Origin of the sequence: Paludisphaera borealis (assembly GCF_001956985.1) — a bacterium.
Classification (GTDB): domain Bacteria; phylum Planctomycetota; class Planctomycetia; order Isosphaerales; family Isosphaeraceae; genus Paludisphaera; species Paludisphaera borealis.
The window spans coordinates 256,032-276,796 of sequence record NZ_CP019082.1 but is presented as its reverse complement, the minus strand read 5'-3'; the positions used below and the strand labels follow the sequence as shown (position 1 = coordinate 276,796).

At 66.1% G+C, this 20,765-nt stretch carries 14 protein-coding genes; 2 read left to right on the top strand and 12 right to left on the bottom strand.

What is annotated here, in order from left to right; all coding sequences use genetic code 11:
- Positions 1–22: 22 nt before the first annotated feature.
- Complete coding sequence (locus BSF38_RS01150) at positions 23–1,873, bottom strand: GTPase (RefSeq protein WP_145951915.1); 1,851 nt, start codon at positions 1,871–1,873, stop codon at positions 23–25.
- A gap of 405 nt (positions 1,874–2,278) precedes the next feature.
- On the opposite strand from BSF38_RS01150, the gene BSF38_RS01145 reads away from it, so the two are divergent.
- Positions 2,279–2,785 carry a hypothetical protein gene (locus BSF38_RS01145; protein WP_076343083.1) on the top strand — a complete coding sequence of 169 codons (507 nt, stop codon included), beginning with the start codon at positions 2,279–2,281 and terminating at the stop codon, positions 2,783–2,785.
- Between the two features lie 97 nt (positions 2,786–2,882).
- Here the strand turns inward: BSF38_RS01145 and BSF38_RS32490 are convergent, their stop codons facing one another.
- The 9 genes from BSF38_RS32490 to BSF38_RS01100 all read right to left on the bottom strand — a co-directional run bounded on the left by BSF38_RS32490 (position 2,883) and on the right by BSF38_RS01100 (position 15,220).
- A complete protein-coding gene (locus BSF38_RS32490; protein WP_076343082.1) occupies positions 2,883–4,088 on the bottom strand; it encodes a SpoIIE family protein phosphatase in 1,206 nt (401 codons plus the stop codon).
- A gap of 106 nt (positions 4,089–4,194) precedes the next feature.
- Positions 4,195–5,223, bottom strand: coding sequence for a chemotaxis response regulator protein-glutamate methylesterase (cheB, locus tag BSF38_RS01135; protein WP_076343081.1), 1,029 nt, complete (start codon positions 5,221–5,223; stop codon positions 4,195–4,197).
- 116 nt (positions 5,224–5,339) lie between these two features.
- A complete protein-coding gene (locus tag BSF38_RS01130) occupies positions 5,340–8,105 on the bottom strand; it encodes a hybrid sensor histidine kinase/response regulator (RefSeq protein WP_076343080.1) in 2,766 nt (921 codons plus the stop codon).
- A complete protein-coding gene (locus BSF38_RS01125; protein ID WP_083712599.1) occupies positions 8,102–8,896 on the bottom strand; it encodes a chemotaxis protein CheW in 795 nt (264 codons plus the stop codon). Before BSF38_RS01125 ends, BSF38_RS01130 begins: the two co-directional genes overlap by 4 nt.
- Entirely contained in the window at positions 8,889–10,163 is a 1,275-nt protein-coding gene (locus tag BSF38_RS01120) for a CheR family methyltransferase (RefSeq protein WP_076343079.1), read from the bottom strand. Before BSF38_RS01120 ends, BSF38_RS01125 begins: the two co-directional genes overlap by 8 nt.
- Before the next feature lie 72 nt (positions 10,164–10,235).
- Positions 10,236–10,739 carry a chemotaxis protein CheW gene (locus tag BSF38_RS01115; protein WP_076350511.1) on the bottom strand — a complete coding sequence of 168 codons (504 nt, stop codon included), beginning with the start codon at positions 10,737–10,739 and terminating at the stop codon, positions 10,236–10,238.
- 35 nt (positions 10,740–10,774) lie between these two features.
- Complete coding sequence (locus BSF38_RS01110; RefSeq protein ID WP_076343078.1) at positions 10,775–12,823, bottom strand: methyl-accepting chemotaxis protein; 2,049 nt, start codon at positions 12,821–12,823, stop codon at positions 10,775–10,777.
- Between the two features lie 9 nt (positions 12,824–12,832).
- Positions 12,833–14,257 carry an urea ABC transporter substrate-binding protein gene (locus tag BSF38_RS01105; protein ID WP_083712598.1) on the bottom strand — a complete coding sequence of 475 codons (1,425 nt, stop codon included), beginning with the start codon at positions 14,255–14,257 and terminating at the stop codon, positions 12,833–12,835.
- Between the two features lie 198 nt (positions 14,258–14,455).
- Entirely contained in the window at positions 14,456–15,220 is a 765-nt protein-coding gene (locus BSF38_RS01100) for a J domain-containing protein (RefSeq protein WP_076343076.1), read from the bottom strand.
- Between the two features lie 189 nt (positions 15,221–15,409).
- Here BSF38_RS01100 and BSF38_RS01095 point away from each other — a divergent pair, with 189 nt between their 5' ends.
- A complete protein-coding gene (locus tag BSF38_RS01095; RefSeq protein WP_237170689.1) occupies positions 15,410–18,394 on the top strand; it encodes a M1 family aminopeptidase in 2,985 nt (994 codons plus the stop codon).
- 135 nt (positions 18,395–18,529) lie between these two features.
- Here the strand turns inward: BSF38_RS01095 and BSF38_RS01090 are convergent, their stop codons facing one another.
- Positions 18,530–19,696: a hypothetical protein gene (locus BSF38_RS01090; protein WP_076343074.1), complete on the bottom strand. Its 1,167-nt coding sequence runs from the start codon at positions 19,694–19,696 to the stop codon at positions 18,530–18,532.
- A gap of 241 nt (positions 19,697–19,937) precedes the next feature.
- Entirely contained in the window at positions 19,938–20,762 is an 825-nt protein-coding gene (locus tag BSF38_RS01085) for an arylamine N-acetyltransferase family protein (protein ID WP_076343073.1), read from the bottom strand.
- Positions 20,763–20,765 lie beyond the last annotated feature (3 nt).

The following is a 20,765-nucleotide window of genomic DNA, read 5'->3' as shown; positions in this document are numbered from 1 at the left end:
TCGGCGAGGGCTGAAGTCCGGGTCAGGTTCCGGCGGAGACCGGCGTCCCAGCGGCTGCATCCATATCTGTATTCACGTCATCCCAGGCCGCCAGCTCGCGCGAGAGGTCGCCGGCGATCCGGTAGACGGCCTTGAAATCGTCGCTCTCGCTGATGGCCGCCAGTCGCTCGATGCGGTCGAGGCGACGGCCGATGACGCAGTCGTCGATGACGCCGGCCAGCAGCTTGGCGCGCTCGCGGTAGAACTCGGCGAAGAGGTCGGCGATCAGCTTCTGGGCGGGGCCGCCGAGCTTGGCGAACGCCCCCTCGCCGCCGGCCGTCATGGCCGACCCCGCGGCGACGTCGAAGAAGATCTGGCCGATGGAATGGGTGCCGAGCTGGAGCACGCCGTGGGCCGCGATGTCGGCCGCGCCGAACATCCCGATCGTGATCGCCGGCCGGATCACGGCGGTGGCGACCAGCCCCCACTCGATCGCCCGCATCATGTTGGGGTGCTCGGCCTCGAACCGTTCGAGCCGCTCGGCGATGGCCCGGCTGTAGGCGTCGGTCGCCAGCGGGGTGGCTTCGAGACGCTCGCGAAGTTGGTCGAAAGCCCGACGGCGCTGGTCGCCGGCGATCAGCGGCTGAAGCTCCTGGCGGAGCGCGGGAGTCCCCACCTGATGGACCATCTCCAGCTCGTGGTAGACGTTTTCGAGGGCCCGGGCGAGCTGGGTCTTCTCGGCCTCGATGAACGCGGCCTCCTCCTCGGCCGGCTCGCGACGGCCGGGCAAGATCCGGACGACGGCCTTGCCGAGCTTGCTGTAGACGTTGTGGACCTTGCGGTCGAACCAGGTGCGCCGGGGTTCGAGCCATCGCCAGATGGCGTCGCCGACGATGTGGCCGGGCAGCTCGGGGGCCTCGATCTTGACCTGCACCTTCTGGTGGATGACCGTCCGCGCCTCGCGGTTCTCGTCGGCCCGGGCCTGGAGGAGACGGAGGAAGGCGGGGAGACCGTCGGCCGGGTCGAGCATCCGGCGGAGCGCGCCGCGGAGCGACCGGATCTTGATCTCGGCGAACTGCAAGTCGGCCAGGTCGGGCCGAGGATCGGTCGAGCCCTCGGTCAAGGGATGGAAGACGAGCCGGTTGTCGCGGACCGCGGCGCGGTCGCGGGGGACGGCGTAGACGTGCGACGGAATCGCGCCGACCCCCTTGCGGAAGGTCTCCAGCCAGCGGTCGCAGTGCTCGCGGTCCTCGGGCCATTCAACCATGTTGAAAACGGCCAGAATCGTTTTGTCGGCGGCGGCGGCCTCGCGGAAGAACCGGCGGACGGCCGCGTCGTTGAACTTCTGCTGGGTCAAGACGGCGACCAGAACGTCGGCCGCGTGGGCGATCAGCCGGGCGCGGTCCCAGTTGACCGGCATCGCGCCGTCGACGTCCGGCGTGTCGAGCAAGACCAGGTTCGCCGGCTGGGCGCCGGTCGGGTCCTCGCGGTAGATCAAGAGGTTCGACGGGCCGTCGCCCAGGGCGTCGTCCTCCGACCTCCAGGGCTCGAGCGCGAACCCCGGGAAGACCCGCCGCAAGTCGTGACGCGCGCCGAACCCCTGAGGGACCATGCAGACCGGATGCTTGGTCTGGGTCGCGTCGGGATGGACCCGGCTGGCCGGGAAGCCGACCAGGTGGTTGAACACCGTGCTCTTGCCGATGTTCGTCCCCCCCGCGACGGCCACGATCAGATAAGGAGCGTCGGTCGCCTGCGGCGCCAGCTTCTGGTGCAGGTTCACACGCCACGAGGCCGAGCCGGGAGGCGCCACGCCCGCCGCCTCGGCTTCCGCCTCCAGGCGCGACGACGCCCCGGCCAGCTCGGCGATCCGACGCGACCAGGTCGAGTATTCCATCAAGCGGCCACTCCCCGAAACAGCCGAGATCACGCAGACGTCACCCTCGGACGCCATTATACAAGGACGCCCCCTCCGAGGCATCGAGGCCCGTCCCGCTTTCCCTCACCCGATCGCGCACGGATCGGAGATGATCGCTTTCTCAGGTCTTCCTCAGCCACCTCCAACTAAACATCCCATACGTTACAAAGGCTCCTTTTTCCCTATAGAGACTTCCTTTTTCATTTTACCCATGCTATTCTCTCGCATTCTGGGGGGAATTCGCCCCGGTGGATTTCCTCCGAACCGCTGCGGAATCGAAACAGGGGTCGTCGCGAGCGAGACCCGGTTCCGCAACAGCGCCGCATCGCATCGCATCCACAAGCAAATGGATGCTGGAATTTCACCTTCCGTGGAGCTGCACCCATGAAGAAACATTCGTTCGTTCCCTCGATGGACGGTCGTCTTGAAGAGCGCGTCGTCATGAGCAACGCCCACGCGGCGGGGATCGTGGTGAACCTGCCGGACGGCACGCACAACTTCGTCCCGAACTCGGCCATCCTGACCACTCGGGCGTACAACAGCATCCTGAACAACATCCACAAGTCGATCGTGACCTTCGGCAAGTCGCAGGGCACCGACGCCGACTACGCCCGCGTCAGCCAGTCGGTCGCCAGCCAGCTTTACAAGCTGCCGCACGCGAAGCAGGAAGGGCTGGTCGACTACGTCGCCGGCTCGCTCAACAATTACGCCCCGTCCGAAGCGAAGATCGCCTATTCGGATACGCGCTCGACGGTCGTCAGCTACCTGAGCTACAAAGTGCTGAACGGCGAGGCGGCCATCCGGAAGTCGCCGGGCCACTACTACTCCGACGCCGACATCTTCGGCAAGGACGCCGCGATCTTCAACCAGCAGCCGACCCCGGTCGACTGACGTCCGCCCGCCTCGATTTCTCAGCAAAGGATGAACGCGTAACTTGCGCGTTCATCCCCTTGGTTTTTGCACATCAAGACCTGAAGCCAGCTCAAGGTCATTGGGGCAGGAAGGTCAATTCGACGAGCGAGAGGTCGTCGTCGAAGTCGTCACGGCCCATGAGCTGGCGGTCGTGGGCGATGAGGGCGTCCATCTTGGGGTTCTCGGGGTCGTCGAACGGGCCCTGGCCCACGAACGCGAGGAACTCGCTGAACGGCCACATGGTGCCATCAGCCTTCTCGATCTCGTAGGAGCCGTCGCTCACGATGTAGAGCTTCGAGAACTCCTGGAGCTGGCAACTGGCCGACTTGTATTCCATGTCAGTCATGGCGCCGATCATCGGCCCCTGGGATTCGAGGACATGCAGCGTCGCCTGGTCGACCGAGGGGCCGGCGATCAACAGACCCGGGGGATGGCCGCCGCCGGAGTAGTCGATCCGCCGGCTGGGCTTGTGGAGCACGCCGTACCAGATCGTGAAATACAGGCCGTTCTGCTGGTCCATCTGGAAGGCGTTGTTGAGGGCGAAGAGGACCTGGCTGGGCTTGCGGAAGTCGGTGTTCGGAAGCGCCTGCGAACGCAGGGCGTTCATGGCCGAGACCGAGAGCAAGGCCGCGCCGACGCCATGGCCGCTGACGTCGAGCAGGTAGAAAGCGAAGTGGTCGTCGTCGAGCCAGTGGTAGCCGAACGAGTCGCCGCCCAGTTCGGCCGAGGGGACGAACCGCCAGTCGGTCCGGATCTCCCCCTTCTTGAGCTTTTCGGGCAGCAGCGACTGGACGTACCGCGCGGCCTGCTTGACCTCGGCGGCGAGCCGCTCCTGGCTCTCTTGCAAGGCCTTGTACGCCTCGTTGCGCTGGAGCCGGGCGATGTAGCCCTTGGAGTGGTACCGGATCCGGGCCAGGAGTTCGAGCCGGTCGGGGAGCTTCACCACGTAGTCGTTGGCCCCCAGCGCGAAGGCCTCGGCCTTGACGGCCGGCTCTTCCTTGGTGGAGAGGACGATCATGGGGATCTCCCGGGTCTCGTCGTTGGCCCGGAAGTTCTTGACCAGGGTCAGGCCGTCGATGTCAGGCATGACCAGGTCTTGAAGGATCACGGTCGGCTTGATGCGGACCGCCTCGTCGAGGGCCTTGGTCGCGTCGCGACAGGCGTGGAATTCCACGTCCGCCTCGCCGGCCAGCATCCGCCGCACGGCCTCGCCGATCATCGGCTGATCGTCGATCAAGAGGACGGTGACCTTGTGCTCCGTAAGGTGCGGATCGGTGCTCATGCCGGGGCTCCAGACCAAGACGCGGCGAGGCTCAGGGCTGCCGGTCCTTCAAGGATTGTTGAACGAGACAGTATTGTTCCAGCGCGGGGGGGCCGGCGTCTGCGCCTTAGCGGGGCTGAGATCCGGGAATGCTCTGGACGATCGCCGAGGCGATCCGGTCGAGCGGCGCGACCAGCTCGGCCGCGCCGATTTCGACGGCCGCGCGGGGCATCCCCCAGACCACCGACGACGCCTCGTCCTGGGCGATCGTCCGCCAGCCTCGCCGCCGCAACGCCAGCAACCCCTCGGCCCCGTCGCGGCCCATGCCGGTCAGAAGGACCGCCGCCCCCTCGCCGGGCCAGCACCGCGCGACGCTCTGGAAGAAGACGTCGACCGACGGCCGGTACGAAACCTCCCTCGGCTCCTCGGAATAGACGAGCCTGTGCTCGTCGGTCATCAGCACGTGGTCGCCGGTCGCCGCCAGCAGGAACCGGCCCGGCGACGGCCGCGTGCCGGCGGCGATCAGCTCGACGCGTTTGCCCGTGTTCTCGGTGAGCCAGCTCCCCAGGCCCGGCGCGAAGTCGGCGTCGACGTGCTGGACGATGATCGTGCAGACGCTCCACGACGGCGGCAGACCGGTCAGGATTTCGGCCACCGCGAACGGCCCCCCGGTCGAGGCGCCGAGCAACAGCAAGGGCTCGCGGGTCGAGGCCGAAGTCCGGGCCTGCCAGGCGGTCGTCGCGGCCGGCGGCGCCTGATACTTGCCGATCAGCTTGCCGATGACCTCGATCTTCCGCAGCAGCGGCCCGCCGCCGGCCATGTCGCCGGTCGTCCCGATCACCGGCGTGTCGACCGCGTCGAGCGCCCCGTGCCCCATCGCCCTGTAGACCTTGTCGATGTGGCCGCTGACCGTGGCGGTCACGATCAGGATCGGGCAGGGGGTCTCGGTCATGATCCGCCGGGTCGACTCGACGCCGTCCATCCGGGGCATGAACAGATCCATGAGGACCAGGTCGGGCAAATCGGCGCGGACCTTGGCGACCCCATCGGCCCCGTCGACGGCCATCCAGACCACGTCCAGTCCGGGCGCCGACGCCACGACGCGCCGGAGCGCCTCGCGAGCCATCGCCGAATCGTTGACGATTCCGACTCTCATCCTGTGACCTCGGGAATCGGGAGACGTGTGCCATCGTGGCGAGCGAACGGTATTCTAACGCCAACCCGACCGGCTGGGAACCAAAGCTGGAATCGGGCGTCCCCCGACGAGAGCCGTCACTCCCGCGCCTCGCCGATCAGGTCGACGACGGTGGCGAGGAACGTCTGGTCGTGGAAGCTGCTCTTGGTCAGGTAGAAGTTAGCGCCGGCGTCGAGGCCGCGAATGCGGTCTTCCTCGCGGTCCTTGTAGGAGACGACGACCACCGGGATCGACCGCAGCAGAGGGTCTTTCTTGATGTGGGAGACCAGCTCGATGCCATCCATGCGGGGCATGTCGATGTCGCTGACCACCAGGTCGTAACGGCCGCTCCGCACCGTGTTCCAGCCGTCGACGCCGTCCACGGCGACGTCGACCACGTAGCCCTGGTTTTCGAGCAGTTGCCGCTCCAGCTCGCGGACGGTGATCGAATCGTCGACGACGAGCACCCGTTTGGGAGGGCGGACCGACGCGCCCCCCGCGGCGACGTCGGCGGTCAGCTTGCGGACCCGACGGCCCCCCAGCAGGTTGTCGATCGACCGGATCAGGTCCTCGACGTCGATGATCAGGACCGGCCAGCCGTTCTCCAGGACCGACGAACTGTTGAGGTTGGGGACCCTCCCCAGTCGCGGGTCGAGCGGCGCGACGCGCAGGTCGCGCTCGCCGAGGAACCGGTCGACCACAACGCCGAACCGGTGGCTGCGGTCGCTGGCGACGACCACCGGCCGCCGCCCGCTCTCGCGAACCAACGGCGTCAGCTCGAAAATCTGGGTCGCCTCGACCAGGCCCAGCGGCTGGTCGTCGAGCATCATGTGGGGCTTGCCCTCGATCTCCCGCACCTGGTCCGGCTCGACCATCACGATCCGGTCGATCCGGTTTAATGGGAAAGCGAACGGTTCACCGGAGATCTCGACCAAGAGCGCGCGGATGACCGAGACGGTGAGCGGAAGCTGGAGGACGAACTTCGTCCCCCAGCCCAGCCGGCTGGCGACCCGGACCGATCCCCGGACCGCCTGCACCATGCTCTGAACCACGTCCAGGCCGACCCCGCGCCCGGAAAGTTCGGAGACCTTCTCCTTGGTCGAGAAGCCGGGCAGAAAGAGGAAGTCGAGCATTTCGGCTTCATTAAGCCGAGAGGCCATCGCCTCGGTCGTCAGCCCCTTCTCGACGACCTTCTTGCGGAGCTGCTCGACGTCGATGCCTCGGCCGTCGTCCTTGAGGACGATCTGGAGCATCCCCGCGCGGTGTCGGGCTTCGAGCTGGATCAAACCGGTCGGGTTCTTGCCCCGGGCGCGGCGGTCGGCGGGCGTCTCCAGGCCGTGGTCCAGCGCGTTGCGGATCAGGTGGTTGAGCGGCGCTTCGAGGCCGTCGAGGATGTCGCGGTCGACGCCCGTGGTCTCGCCGACGACCTCGAATTTCGCCTGCTTGCCAAGCTCCTTCGCAACGTCGCGTACCAGCCGTGGAAAGCCGCGGACCCCGTCGGCGAGCGGCCGCATCCGGCTGGCCAGAACCTCGTGATGCAGGCGGCTCGACAGGTCCTCACCGCCTCGCGCGAACTCCTCGATCGTCTCCAGGGTCTCGCTCAACCCTTGCTGGCAACGCGCCGCCTGGTCCCTGGCCTTGGCCAGCATCTCCCGCTCAACCGCGCGGAGGCCGTCGGAAGAGTCGGTGAGCCGGTCCTCCAGTTGCTGGAGCGTCTCCAGGAGCCCCGTCTGCCTTCCCTTGAGCAACAGCAACGAATCCAGGAACGGGCGGAACCGGCGCGTCTGCACCAGCGATTCGCCGGCCAGCCCCATCAACCGCGAAAGGCTCTCGGCCGTCACCCGGACCACCCGATCGGCGGCCTCGCCGCTCGCCGCGACCGGCGGCTTCGCGATCTTCACCGCCGCGACCGGCGCCGACTCGTCGTCGATCGGAACAGGGGCAGGGGCAGGGGATGGAGCCTGAACCGGAACAGGCGGCGCAGCCTCGGTCAGCTTGCCGGCCTCGGCTTCGGCCAGGGCGGCGGTGAGCGCGTCCATCTCGCCGGCGTGCGACGCCTGCCAGCTCTCCATGTCGGCTTCGCTGAGCTGCGCGATCGCCGTCAAGAAGTCGACGCCGCGCAGCAGGACGTCGATCGCCGCCGAACCCAACGCCACTTTCCCTTTCTGCGCCGCGACCAGGCAGTCTTCCATCGCGTGCGCCACGTGGACCGCCGCGTCCAGTCCCACCACCCGAGCCGCTCCCTTCAGCGAGTGCGCCGCGCGCATCAGGGGCTCGATCGCCTGCGACGAGGCTTCCCCTTCGAGACCGACGAGACCTTGCGAAAGCACCGCCAGGCGCTCGTCCGCTTCCATGCGGAACAGGTCCATCATCGAAAATCCGCTCAGGTCGCCGGTCATCGCCCGCGGCTCCGGAGCGCGCGGCGGAGCAAGGGGCGGCGGGGGCGCCGTCTCGGTGAGCTTGCCGGCCTCGGCTTCGGCCAGGGCGGCGGTGAGCGCGTCCATCTCGCCGGCGTGCGACGCCTGCCAGCTCTCCATGTCAGCTTCGCTGAGCTGCGCGATCGCCGTCAAGAAGTCGACGCCGCGCAGCAGGACGTCGATCGCCGTCGAGGACAGCACGATCTTCCCTTTCTGCGCCGCGACCAGGCAGTCTTCCATCGCGTGCGCCACCCGCACCGCACCGTCCAGCCCCACCACCCGAGCCGCGCCCTTCAGCGAGTGCGCCGCGCGCATCAGGGGCTCGATCGCCTGCGACGAGGCTTCCCCTTCGAGACCGACGAGACCTTGCGAAAGCACCGCCAGGCGCTCGTCTGCTTCCATGCGGAACAGGTCCATCATCGAAAATCCGCTCAGGTCTTCACTCATTGACCGATGCTCCGCAACGCGGCGAACACGCGCTGCTCGTCGAGGAAGCCGACGCTGCGGCCGTTCCAGGGAAGGATCGCCTGGCTGAAGCTGACCGCCGGGTTGGCGAGCGTCGAGGGGACGCTTTGCATGTCGCCCCGCGCGACGTGCTCGACGCCGTGGACCTCGTCGGTCGAGAACGCCCACACCTCGGAGCGCTCGCGGTCGCGGAGGACGATCAGCCGCTCGGGAGTCGTCGCGTGGCGAGGGCCGTCGACCAGCTCACCGGAGCCATCGGCGGAAGGGGCGTGAGGTTTCGCGATCGAGTCGTGCACGCCGAGCAGGCTGTGCAGCGAGAAGCAGAGCTGAAGCTGCCCCCGCAAGTTGACCAGGCCGTTGAGAATGGCGTTGGTGCGGTGAGGAATGCGGTGGACGGGCCGAGGCAGCGTGACCTCGACCACGGTCTGGGTCCGAAATGCAAGCCATTCCTGGTCGAGCCGAAAGATCAAAACGCCCGCCCCCTTGTGAACCCCGGGCGCGCCGGCCTCGGCTTCGGCCTGATTGGCCCGCTCGTCGATCCGGGCGAGCCAGGTGGTCCACTCTTCGAGGTAGCCCGAGGGGGCCGAACGATCGAAGAAGGCTTTCGCCGCCGAGGCGAACACGGGACAGTTCCGGCAGTGGACGTGGAGCTTCAGCTCGGGACAGCTCCGGTCGCCGCCGATGCCGATCCGGTTCCAGCAGTCGTAACCCGGCGTCCCGGGCGCGGGCGCGTCGCCGTTCGCGGCCTGGACGAGGACGGGGGGCTCACTCATGAGACGAGGCTCCCTTGTTCTTCAACGCGCGGTCCGCGCGGCGGCGGAAGCCCGAGGCGGCCGACCGATCGCCGCGACGCTCGGCGATCAGCGCCAGCGCCAGAAGCGCCTCGTCGTGGTGGGGATCGAGATAAATCGCCTTGTGGAAACAACTTTCCGCCTGCGCCCGCCGACCCGCCGCCTGATGGATGACCCCCATCAAGGCGAGGGCCGCCGCCGACGGCCCCTTGCGGCGGATCTCGGCCTCGCAACAGGCCAGGGCCTGGCCGTGCCGCCCCTGGTTGGCGTGCTCGGCGGCCTCTTCGAGCATCGGCCGCGCATCGGCCTCGTCCGGGTGATGAACGGGAGCCGCCGCCGGCGCGCTCTCCGGTTCCTCGACCAGATGCACATCTTGATGGCCGAAAGGGGTGAACACGAAAGGCTTCGCCGGCGCGATCGGAATGGGCGAGGGGATCGCGGTTTCCGTTCGACGACGATACGCGAAAGCGCCCGGCTCGGCGGCGAGGACGAACTTCGGCGCGACGGTCGACGGGCCGAGCGGATCGGCGTGGCCGACGATCAGGACGCCGTCGGCGGCGAGCAGCCGATCGAGGGTCGCCGCCGCCTCCGCGCGGGAGCCGGCGTTCAGGTAGATCAGCAGGTTCCGGCAGAAGATCACGTCGTAAGGCGTTTCATCGGCGAGCAGCCTGGAATCGAGGATGTTACCTTGCTGGAAGTGGACGCGGCGGCGGATCGCATCAACGATCTGGAGCCCCTGGGGATGCTCTCGAAACCATCGGGCGACGACGTCGGGGCTCATCCCCCGCAGCGCGTTCCGCGAGAAAACCCCCTGGCGGGCCAACGCGAGACGGTGGGCGCTGACGTCGACCGCGTCGATCCGGCAACGGTCCGGCGGCAGCCCGGCCTCGTCCAGCGCGACGGCGATCGAGTACGGCTCCTCCCCCCCCGCGCAGGGGATGCTCAAAACCCGGATCGCAGCCCGCTTCGGCCGCACGGTCCAGCAGCTCCGGGCGTGCTGGAGGAGGAACCGAAACGGCAGGACGTCGCGAAAGAACCAGCTCTCCGGGACGACGACCTCCTCGATCAGCTCCTGGACCTCGGCCTCCGACCCCCGCACCAGCGCCGCGTACGCCTCCAGATCATGCAGCCCGACCGCCTTCATCCGGCTTCTCACCGCGCGCGGAATCAGCCCCGAACCGATCGCCGAGGGGTCGAGCCCCAGCCGGCCGGTCAAGATCGCATCAATGGCGGCCAATCCACCGGACATCACGCTTCATCCAAGTCTCGTAAATCCCGAATGGCGGGCGACGCCCATTCTACAAATTCCAATATAACGACATCACCCGGCCAGCGACTCTTCCAGCACCTTCTCCACGGTGATCAACTGGGCCATGCCGTGCTCGGTCTCGGCCAGGCGGCCGAGATAGGGGGCGCGGGGGAGCTGGACGGGCGAGGCGATCAGGGTTTCGGGGTCGACGGACGAGAGGTCGCTGACCTGCTCGGCGATCAGGCCCAGGAGCGATCGCCGGCGCGGCTTCGACGCGCGCGAAGACGGCCCTGACGAGGCTTCGGCGTCGCACTCTTCGGCGACGTCCGTGGAGGCGGGGGCCGCTCGATCGACCAGGATGATACGGGTGTTGAGCCGATCGGACGACGGGTCGGCGCCGAGCAGGACGCCAAGATCGACGACCGAGACGACGTCGCCGCGGTACTCGAACACGCCAGCCAGAAACGCCGGCGCGTGGGGCAAGGGACGCAGGTTCACCCGGGGGACGACCTCGACGATCCGCGCCGCGTCGACCGCGTAAAGCTGTCCGGCGGCCTGGAACGTCAAGAGAAGCATGGCCTCGCCCTTCGGTCGGTTCGATTCGCCTCGGATCAAACGTCCATATCCGGCAGGGCGCTCACCACGGCCTCGGCGGCTCCCAGTTGGAACCGGGATACTTCTTCCTTGAGGCCTCCCACGGCCTCGCGGAGGTGGTCCGTGGCGCTGTTGAACTCGCGGATCGAGATCGAGGTCTGGCCGGCGACCTCGCTGAGCCGGAGCATGGCCTCGCGGATCTGGTCGGCCCCCTGGGACTGGACTCGCATCCCCTCGGTGACCTGCTCGAACCGCTCGTCGAGGCCCTGGACGCCGGTGATGATCTGGCCGAGCTGGCCGCCGATCTGCTGGACTTCGACGACGACCTTGCGGACCTGCTCGCTGAACTTGTCCATCTCCATGACGCCGGCCGAGACGCTGTACTGCATCTCCTTGACCATCCGTTCGATGTCGAGGGTGGCGACGGCCGTCTGGTCGGCCAGGCGGCGGATCTCGCGGGCGACGACCAGGAAGCCGAGGCCGTATTCGCCGGCCTTCTCGGCCTCGATGGCCGCGTTGATCGACAGCAGGTTGGTCTGATCGGCGACCTTGGTGATCGTGGTCACGACCATGTTGATGTTCGCCGCCCGCTCGCTGATCACCGACAGTTTGGAGCTGATCGAGCCGGTCGACTCGGCGAGCTGCCGCATGGTTCGGTCCATGCCCGACAGGTTGTTTCTGCCGGTCGCGGCCTGCTGCGCGGTCTGGCGGACCACCGCGTTGACCTCGGTCATGGTCTTGAGCAGCTCCTGGCTGGTGGCCGAGATCTCGTTGACGGCCGCGGCGGCCTCGTTGGTCGAGGTCCCGTACTCGTAGACCGCCTGCTCCTGCTGCCTGGAGGTCGCGGCGATCTCGGTCGCCGTCGACAGAAGCGCGATGCTCGACTTCTGAATCCGGCCGATCAGCCCACGAAGGTCGCCGGTCATCTTGCGAATCGCCGTGAGCAAGAGCCCCATCTCGCCCGGCGCCTGGCCTTCGTACGACGTCGTGAGATCGCCGCCGGCCACCCGCTCGGCGATCAGGGCCGCCTGGCGGATCGGCTGGGTGATCGTCCGGGCCACCCGGTAGGCCGTGATCGCCACCGCCGCCACCGTCGCCGCGAGCAAGAGGCCGATCGCCCAGCGCTGCTGATTGATCATGGCGAACGCCTCGTCGCTGTTCTGCTTGACGTTCAGGGCCCACCGAAGCGACGGCACGTACGACCACGCCGCGGTCACGGGGACGCCTCGGTAGTCGATGCACTCGCCGTAGCCACGCGCGCCCTGGGCCGCGAGCTGCAACGACGTGGAGCGCGGGTCGCCCATCTTCACCCGCCGTTTGAAGGCGGCGTCGGGGTCGTGGCGCAGCGGAGTCAGGAGCGTGATCTCGTCCCCCTTGAGCATGCCGACAAGGGCTTCACCGCTCTCGCCCAGGCCGTTGAAGTCCTGGAAAACCCGGTAAATCTCCTTGTTGCCGACCTGAAGCGCCACCACGGCGACGAGCTTCCCGTCGTTGAACACCGGCTGGGCGATGAACAGGGCCGGCTCGGTCAAGCCGGGATAAACCTGGAAGTCGGAGGTCTCGGCCTGGAGCAGCATCTTCGCGCGCTGAAAAACCTCGGCCAATTCGCTGCCCCTGAGCGGCCCGGTCAGCAGCCCGTCGCCCAGATCGAGGTTCGACTTCAGGCGGTAGAGCAACCGCCCCCGAACATCGAACACGTACACGTTCTCGTAGCCGTACGTCTCGCAGAAGAGAGGAAACCCAGGATACTCGCGACGGACGCCGGCGGGCGGGCCGCCCGCTTCGAGGTCCTTCGTCAGCTCCAGGACGGCGGTCCGGGTCGAGGGGATCTGGCTCAAGATCGCGAGGTTGGCGGCGCGCTCCTTGGCGAAATTGTTCAGCTCCGCCCCCTTGAAGCCCGCGACCGCGACAAGCCGGTCGCGCAGAGTCTTCTCGAGCGACCGCATCGACAGGTTGTTGGTGACGATGGTCAGCAGGATGCAGGGGATCAGCGCGATCGCGAGAAACCACAGCATGAGCCGGGTCGCGACGCCGAGCTTCGAGGACGAAAATCGGTTCGTGTTCATGGCGGCGCCCTAGCGGGTCGTGGGTCGGGCTCGATGGACGCTGGAGGTGGAGCTGGAACTGGGAACTGCGGCTGATCGGGTCGGCTCGGGCGCCGCCGGCCGGACGACGCTCCGAGGCCCCCACACCGGCGAGGCCTGCGAGGTCCTCGGCGGCGAGGAGGGGGGCGAAGGTGAAGGCGCGGGCGGATCGTCGCCGTCGGCCCTGCCCGTCTTGTTCCATTTCTCCACGGCGGCTTCCCAGTACGCCTTGGTCCGGAACATCGGGAAGGGGACCGGGCGGATCGGCTTCTCAAGGCTCCAGACGATGTCGAACAAGCCGTCTCGGCGGATCTTGCCCAGGTAGAACGGCCGCCAGGCGTGCATCGTGTCGTAGTCGATCGACACGATCCCCTCGGGCGCGTTGCGGCTCTGACGTCGCAGGTGCTTGCGGACCTCCGTCGTGTCGGCGGTCCCCGCTTCCTCGACCGCCTGCGCCCAGAGTTTGACGCCGCCGTAAGCCGCCTCGATCGAATCGCTCGTCGGCCTGTCGGCCCCGTGAAGCTTCTGGAACGCCTTGACGAAGTCGAGGTTCTCTTTCCGGTCGATCGTCTGGAAGTACCCCCAGGCCGCGTAGTCGCCGACCATCTCGGCCACGGGAAGCTGGCGCAGGTCGTCCTCGGTGATGGTGACGCTGAGCACCGGCAGCTTGTCGGGCGTCAGGCCCGCCTGCGTCATCTGGTGATAGAACGCCTTGTTGGCGTCGCCGACCACCGAGCTGATCACGACGTCCGCCCCCGACGCCTTGATCGCGGCGATCATACCCGGCACCCCGTCGCCGTTGATCTCCAGGAACCCCTCGCCGACGAACGAAGCCCCGAGCGCCGTGAGCTGGTCTCGGACGATCGTATGGATCGCGTACGACATCACGTCGGACGAGCCGGCCAGGAAGAACTTTCGCGCCTTGAGGGTCTCGAAACACCAGTTGACCGCCGGGATCACCTGCTGGTTGGGGAGCGACCCCGTGCAGACCACGTTTTGCGAGAAATCGAGCCCCTCGTAGTTCGACGGGAAGATGAGCAGGTGGTTGGACAGCCCCACGACCTCGTCGATCGCCTCGCGACACGCCGAGGTCATGCCCCCGAAGATCACGCTCACGTGCTCCTCGTCGATCAACCGCCGCGCCTGCCGGCCGAACGTCTTGGGGTCGGACTCGCCGTTGGCGATCACCCACTCGACGTCGCGTCCCAGCAGCCCGCCGGCCTGCTTGATCTCATTGAGCGCCATCACCTCGGAATCGACCATCGCGGCTTCGCTGATCGCCAGCGGGCCGGTCCTCGAATGGAGGATGCCGACCCGGATCGGCGGCTCCACCCGGCGCAGCAGCCCCGGACCGAACCAGGCCGCCAGCAGGCCCAACACCAAGACGCCGATCAGCCCCAGCAACCCACGTCTCATCAGGGAAGTCCCCGTAGCCGTCGCTCTCAGGAAACCGGTCGACACATGCGCCCAAGAAGTATAGCCCACAAACACCCGACGCCGGGAAGTTCGCCCGAATCGCCGCGCGCATTTCACCGATTCCCCGAAATATACCAGGACGACCAGAAGCCGCCCGCCGCCGCAATCGCTACCAACGCCCTCGGTGCGTGGGCGGCTTCAGACGAGCCAGTTCTGGGGGATCATCTCGTCTCGGGTTTGAAGACGGACGGAGAGACCATCGCCCGTGAGGATGTCGCGGAAACCCAGAAACGCCGACTGGGCGGCGACGACGTCAGGGTAGCTCACCCAGCCGACGAACTGGCCGTCCTCGATCCGCGTCCGGACCGCGAGCGCAGCCCCCCGGTCCAGGTGTTCGAAGGCGTCGATCACCTGACGAAGCGTCTCGCCCGCGCCGGCGAACTCGGCCGTCCGGGCGACGAGCGACTTGATCGGCCACGAGACCACCATGCACACGCTCAACGTCGCGCGGTCCGAGCCGTCCGAAGCGTCGAGGTCGACCTTCTCCGCCATCTCGAACCGGATCCAGATCAGCTCGACGTCGACGGTCTGAAACGCGCTCGGCGGCATGGTCTGGGTCGGGGCGGCCTCGGCCGTGGGCGCGTCGGCCGCCGGTTCCGAGCCGAACGGGAACCACCCCTGGGCGAATGGGTTCCCCATCGGTCCGGGCCAGGTCCACGACGTCGGGGCGGCCGGCGCGACCACGTCGACATCGACGTCAACGCCGCTGCTGTCGAGGCCGTTCGCCGTCGACTTCAGCACCTCATAGGCGCGCACGACCATGCGGAACGCCCATTCGTCGCCCCCCAGGTCGGGGTGGTGCTTCTTGGACTTCTCGCGGAACGCATCGCGAATCTGATCCGCCGAAGCCTCCGGGCCGACGCCCAGGATCGTCCGGGGATTGAGCTGGAAATGATGGTACATGGAGCCTTCGTTGAGAAATGCAGGTCATCGAAACGTCGCCGCTTGAACTTCGTCAGCAAACCCGACGCCAGGCGACCATCGAAATCCAGAGCCGTTCGCCCCCAGGCCTAAACTTGTCGGATCTCGGTATTCTGCTACCATCCGCCTTCGAGCGGCGCTCTGCCGACGAAGGAGGAGCCTCGCGCACGGATGGGTGGTTCGATTCGGTTCGTGGGTTGGTGGATGGGGGTTGTCGGACTGAGTCTGGCACTGATGCCGCGCGCCTCGGCCCAAGGACCGACGGCGCCAAGACCGAGCCCGAGCCCGGCCCTCGCCTCTTCCCAGATTCTACCGACTCCGCAAACCCCGACGCTGCCGGTCCCGCCGGGGCTGCCGCGGTACGACCTCTCGGTCCGGATCGACCCCCAGGCGCGGAAGGTCCGGGCGCGGGAGCGACTGGTTTTCACCAACCGTTCCAAGATCCCCGTCCGCGAGCTGGTCATGCACGTCTATCCGCGCTTCAAGGTGCCGGAGGGCGACAAGATCAAGCTGGCCAAGACGATGGAGGTCTTGCGACTGAGCCCGGAGGAGGCGCTCGACCCCGCCGGCCGACGTCTCGAAGTGACCCAGGTCTCGATCGCCGGCGCGCCGGCCGGTTTTGAATTCGATCCCAAGATCGACACGATCATGGTGGTCCCGTTGAAGCAGGCCGTCGCCCCCGGCGGCCGGGTCGAGGCCGTGATCGACTTCACGGTCGACCTGCCCGAGCAGTGGGGAAGGTGGGGGTCGTACGAGGGGATCACGTATCTTCTGAACTGGTATCCGGTTCTGGCGTTCCACGACGACCAGGGCTGGCGGCGGGAGCCGTTCGTGCCGTGGCATCAGCCCTGGCACCAGGAAGCCGGTCATTACCGGGTGATCGTCGACCTGCCGGCCGATCAGGTGGTCGCCTCGACGGGTCGGATCATCAACCGTAAGGCGACGGCCCAAGGCTGGCAGCGGCTGACGATCGAGACTCCGCCGGTCCGCGATTTCGCCCTGGTCTGCTCGAACCGGTTCCAGACCTGGGAACGCCAGGTCGGCGCGACCCGCGTCAAGGTTCACGGCTGCCCCGAGCACGCCGCCAACGCGCAGCGGGCGCTCGACTACGCCTGCGAGGTGATTCCCCAGTACGAGAAGTGGTTCGGCCCGTACGCCGACACCGAGTTCGAGATCGCGCCGTCGTTCTTCGGCTGGAACGGCAACGAGTGCTCGGGCCTGGTGCTGCTCGACGACCGCGTGATGCGGCTGCCGACGGCCGGCCAGCGGTACATCGAGCACCTGGTGACCCACGAGACCTGCCACCAGTGGTGGTGGAACACGGTCGGGGCCGACGGCTACGCCGAGACGTTCATGGACGAGGGCCTGGTCAACTGCTTCACCGCGCTCCGGCTCGACGCCAAGTACGGCCGCAACGGCCCGCTGATCGTCTGGCCCAAGGGGATCGACTGGCTCCCCACGATCGGCCGCGAAGACATGCGGATGGCCGGCTACTACGGCTGGAGGCGCAAGGGGGGCGGCGGCTCGATCCTCCAGAACCTCGACCAGATGGGCAACCTCGGAACCCTGTTCAGCCTGGCCTACGACCGCGGCGGCAAGGTCGTCGAGATGATCCACAACCGGCTCGGCGAGGAGCGGTTCTTCGCCTTCTTCCGCAAGCTCTATCACGACCACGCCTTCGAAAACCTCTCCTACGCCGAGTTCAAGCACGATCTCGCCGCCTTCGACCCCCAGGGCGACTGGCCGGCGTTCCTCGAAGGCTGGGTCGAAAACCACCACGAAACCGACTGGGCGATCGACGAGGTGAAGGTCGCCGAGGCCACCGGCTCGAAAGTCGACGCCGACGTCCGCCAGGTCACCATCGATCTCGAACAGCGCGGCAAGATGGAAGAGCCCACCGAGCTGCTCGTCAAGGGCCGAACCCAGGACGTCCGGGTGCCGATCGTGCCGGGGAAGGGGAGCTACGACGTCCCCGGCGGCCGGGTCACGCGCGACGGTCGCCGCTGGCGGGTCACGGTCGAGACCGAAGGGCCGCCGAGGCAGGTTGAAGTCGATCCCGGGCACGCCTTGCTCGACGCCCAGCCCGACGACAACCGATGGAAGCCCGAGGTCGCCTGGAAGGTCACTCCGATGGTGACGCCCCTGGACCTCTCGTCCCAGTTCCAGGCCCACGACCGGATCTCGGTCGTCGCCGGGCCGTTCATCGACCAGTACGCCCGGGGCGGCGTCAAGGCGGGCGTCCAGCGGATCAACAAGTGGCAGGTCGTCGGCTGGGCCGGCACCGAGCCGGCGCTCCGCGAGGCGATCTTCGGCGGCGAGGCGACGCTGTTCCACCTGCCCAAACCGAACTGGGCCACCGGCTTCTTCTACGAGCAGGGCCTGTACAACTTCTACAACGACAAGCGCCATTCAGGGGGCCGCGCCTACCTCCGCAAGCGGCTCCTGGAATCGTCGAGCTTCATCGTCGACGATCCGGTCTTCTACGAATTTTACTACGGCCTGGGCAACGAGTTCTGGCAAGGCGACGACGGCCGGCCGGTCGAGCAGTACCTCGGCGCGGTGGGCGCGCGGTACCGCCAGAACACCCAGTTCCCGTACTGGGACCCGGTGCAGGGCCAGCTCATCGACGTGGCCGCCGAGTACGGCAATGCGCTCTGGGGTTCGAGCCTCGATTACGTCCGGGTCGTCGGCCAGTACGGCTTCGTCAAGAAGGTCCCGGAGTCGTGGGGAATCCTGCCGCACAGCCGGTTCGCGTTCCGGGGCTACGGCGGCTGGTCGTCGCCCGGCAACGCCTCGATGTTCCGCCTCGGCGGCGGTCAGCGGCTGCGGGCGCTCGACCTGACCTCGCTCCAGGGATCGTCCGTCTGGATCATCACCGGCGAATGGCGATTCCCGATCTGGCGGAACCTCAACACCGACGTCGTCGACCACATGGTCTCGTTCCGCAACCTCTATGGCGCGGCGTTCGTCGACATCGGCCAGTCGTACCTCAACGGACACTTCGGTCCGATCGTCTACGGCCCCGGCGTCGGCCTGCGGTGGGACGCCGTCCTCTTCTCATTCCTCGAACGCGCCACCCTCCGCGTCGATGTCGCCCAGCCCCTCGGCGTCCCCGGCGGCCCGGTGATCTGGTTCGGCATCAACCAGGTGTTTTAGAGTGTGTTTACGAAGCGTAAGCTTGAATGGCAGGGAGTTTTCGTGGAGCGAGGCCAAGACGATGACTTCGACCGCTGAACTCACCAAGCAACTGGTATTTCGAGTCTGTAGCTCAAAACATGCTCTAGTTGTCTTTCATTTTGTGGAGATTTTTAGCTTCGGGAGATAGAGATGCACGGGATTGTCTTCTCCCGGCTCGCTGTGATCTGAACTCATTATATGCTTAAGGTGTTGGCTCAATTCTCGCTGTGCGGAAGCCAACCGGTCTGTAATAGAATACCTGTCCGTCGTATCGACCATGATTGTTCTGCCTTGAGCAACGTCGAACGGGATTCTATCTTCCTTTCGAATTAACTGCACAGACGGAAGCTTGCATGTATGCCTCACGCCTAGCTCATAAAAAACGTTAGCGTTGGCAAACGACAGGTCGGCAACACACACTCGAGCACAAACGAGATGCTCGAAGATCTGCTGTGTTATGAGTCCTGATCGCTCGATCTTATCTGCCCTGATCACCTGAAGCCCGTACTCCTTGGCCGCAGGCTCGACCACGTGTTTGAGAATCATGTCTGTGTGCTGACGCTGCTCGGTTCCCTCGTCTCCAATGGGAGTAATAAAAAAGCAAACCGTTTCCCAACCTTCGTGTAGATCATCTTGAACGTCGTATGCGTGGCTTGGCTCCCGAAGATCGCTTGCAGAAGAAATAGGAGGCTTCCCCGGAGTTATCGGTATCGCAGACTGCTCCAAACGCACAAGGTATGTCCCAGCACCTTGCTCTTGAAGCACTCCCGCGTAAAGGCCATTGTCGATGATCAGCTTGATTGCTTCGGCTGTACGGTCTCGGGGGATTTGATAACGGTTTTCCAACACATTGGGAAAATGAAGTTGCTCCGGCAGGGAATGCCCATTGAAGTCCGTATAGAATTTACTGAGAACCCTGGGCGTTAACAGAGCTTTGACCTTGCCTTCGGTATCATCTCCAGGATATTCAGGTGCTACAATCTTTCTGCCGGTTTCTGTGATTTCATAAGTATCATTTTCGGTCTTACTGAGCATCCCATAAGCGACCGCAGCCCAAAGCGGATACCGGTTTACGTTTGTGGTCGCCTTGACTTGCAGGAGCCCTGCAATCTCTTCCCAACCGACGGGATTGGTTGCATAGTTGCGATAAATGGCCTCGATTACCTTCTTGGCCTCCTCGATCGACCGACGAGGCAGATCCTCTGCCGCAACTTTGATGATTTCCTTTTTGGCAACCTGAGCTGAAGTCTTTGCTTTCTTGGGATCGGTCTTCTTCGCCATGATCGTTTCCTCAAGACACGCCCGTCTTGCTGCATAGATAGAATCGGAACGACTTCTAACATGCACAAGCTCGCCTTTGCATCCACCCAAGTCCAAAAGCACTGCGCGCTTCATAATCTGATATCCTGCGCCCATGCACAAGACGAACCAAGATCTTTCGCTCGCATAGCCCCAATGCTTGGCGGGGGAAGCAGCGGAATTATGAGTTCACCATTCATCGCCTAATCGACATGCATCGGCATCACTCGAATTGCGCGATCAGTCGCGTCAGGACCTCGTCCAGCCCCGGCGCGTCGGGCAAGGTCAGGCCGATCGCGGCCTGGAGCGTCTCGCGGATCTCGGCGGCGGTTGCGAGCGTGCGCTTGTCGGTGCCGCCGTTCAGGTGATGCACCGCCAGTTGGTTGTTCCGGAGGGCGTAGCGGCGATCGGGCGTCGTCCTCGCCGCGAGCAGGCCGTTGACGAAAATCGAGGCCGGGTGGGTCGAGACGTACCAGTTGGCGACCTCGTAATCGGGCGGGAATTGTTCCTGGAGATCGAACCGGTAGAGCGAAACCCACGCGTCCCGGATCTTCGATTGCATCACAAACTGCTCACCCGCCCTGACCAGGCGGAACGGCTCGTGGGGCGTGATTTGCTCGACGTCCGCTTCGAGGCGCAGGGGCCCCGTCAGGACCTGGCCGCCGAAGCCGACGTCCGCGACGTACGGTTCGCCGTCGATCTCGACGCGTAGCAGCATGTGCGTCCGAGGCGTGACCGCCCCTTCAGGCGCGTTCCAGAGGACCCGGGCCGCAAGGCCCGTCACGGCGAAGCCGAGCGCCTTCAGGACGTCGCGAAACAGCAGGTTGTGCTCAAAGCAATAGCCCCCGCGCCCCTCGCGCACCAGCTTTCGTTCGAGTGACGAGACGTCGAGGAGGACCGGCCGCCCCAGCAACGGATCGAGGTTCTCGAACGGGATCGCCTCCGGGTGCAGTCGATGGAGGGCGCGAAGGGTTTCAAGCGTCGGCGCGCGACCGCCCTCGTAGCCGATCCGATGGAAGTAAGCGTCTACGTCGATCGCCTCAGTCATCGT

What these genes read in the sequence shown, in the direction of transcription:
- BSF38_RS01125 (WP_083712599.1), bottom strand. Translation starts at nt 8,896, where the DNA reads ATGAGTGAGCCCCCCGTCCTCGTCCAGGCCGCGAACGGCGACGCGCCC.
- BSF38_RS01085 (WP_076343073.1), bottom strand. Translation starts at nt 20,762, where the DNA reads ATGACTGAGGCGATCGACGTAGACGCTTACTTCCATCGGATCGGCTAC.
- cheB (WP_076343081.1), bottom strand. Translation starts at nt 5,223, where the DNA reads ATGAGAGTCGGAATCGTCAACGATTCGGCGATGGCTCGCGAGGCGCTC.
- BSF38_RS01095 (WP_237170689.1), top strand. Translation starts at nt 15,410, where the DNA reads ATGGGTGGTTCGATTCGGTTCGTGGGTTGGTGGATGGGGGTTGTCGGA.
- BSF38_RS32490 (WP_076343082.1), bottom strand. Translation starts at nt 4,088, where the DNA reads ATGAGCACCGATCCGCACCTTACGGAGCACAAGGTCACCGTCCTCTTG.
- BSF38_RS01110 (WP_076343078.1), bottom strand. Translation starts at nt 12,823, where the DNA reads ATGAACACGAACCGATTTTCGTCCTCGAAGCTCGGCGTCGCGACCCGG.
- BSF38_RS01090 (WP_076343074.1), bottom strand. Translation starts at nt 19,696, where the DNA reads ATGGCGAAGAAGACCGATCCCAAGAAAGCAAAGACTTCAGCTCAGGTT.
- BSF38_RS01130 (WP_076343080.1), bottom strand. Translation starts at nt 8,105, where the DNA reads ATGAGTGAAGACCTGAGCGGATTTTCGATGATGGACCTGTTCCGCATG.
- BSF38_RS01150 (WP_145951915.1), bottom strand. Translation starts at nt 1,873, where the DNA reads ATGGAATACTCGACCTGGTCGCGTCGGATCGCCGAGCTGGCCGGGGCG.
- BSF38_RS01145 (WP_076343083.1), top strand. Translation starts at nt 2,279, where the DNA reads ATGAAGAAACATTCGTTCGTTCCCTCGATGGACGGTCGTCTTGAAGAG.
- BSF38_RS01120 (WP_076343079.1), bottom strand. Translation starts at nt 10,163, where the DNA reads ATGTCCGGTGGATTGGCCGCCATTGATGCGATCTTGACCGGCCGGCTG.
- BSF38_RS01115 (WP_076350511.1), bottom strand. Translation starts at nt 10,739, where the DNA reads ATGCTTCTCTTGACGTTCCAGGCCGCCGGACAGCTTTACGCGGTCGAC.
- BSF38_RS01100 (WP_076343076.1), bottom strand. Translation starts at nt 15,220, where the DNA reads ATGTACCATCATTTCCAGCTCAATCCCCGGACGATCCTGGGCGTCGGC.
- BSF38_RS01105 (WP_083712598.1), bottom strand. Translation starts at nt 14,257, where the DNA reads ATGAGACGTGGGTTGCTGGGGCTGATCGGCGTCTTGGTGTTGGGCCTG.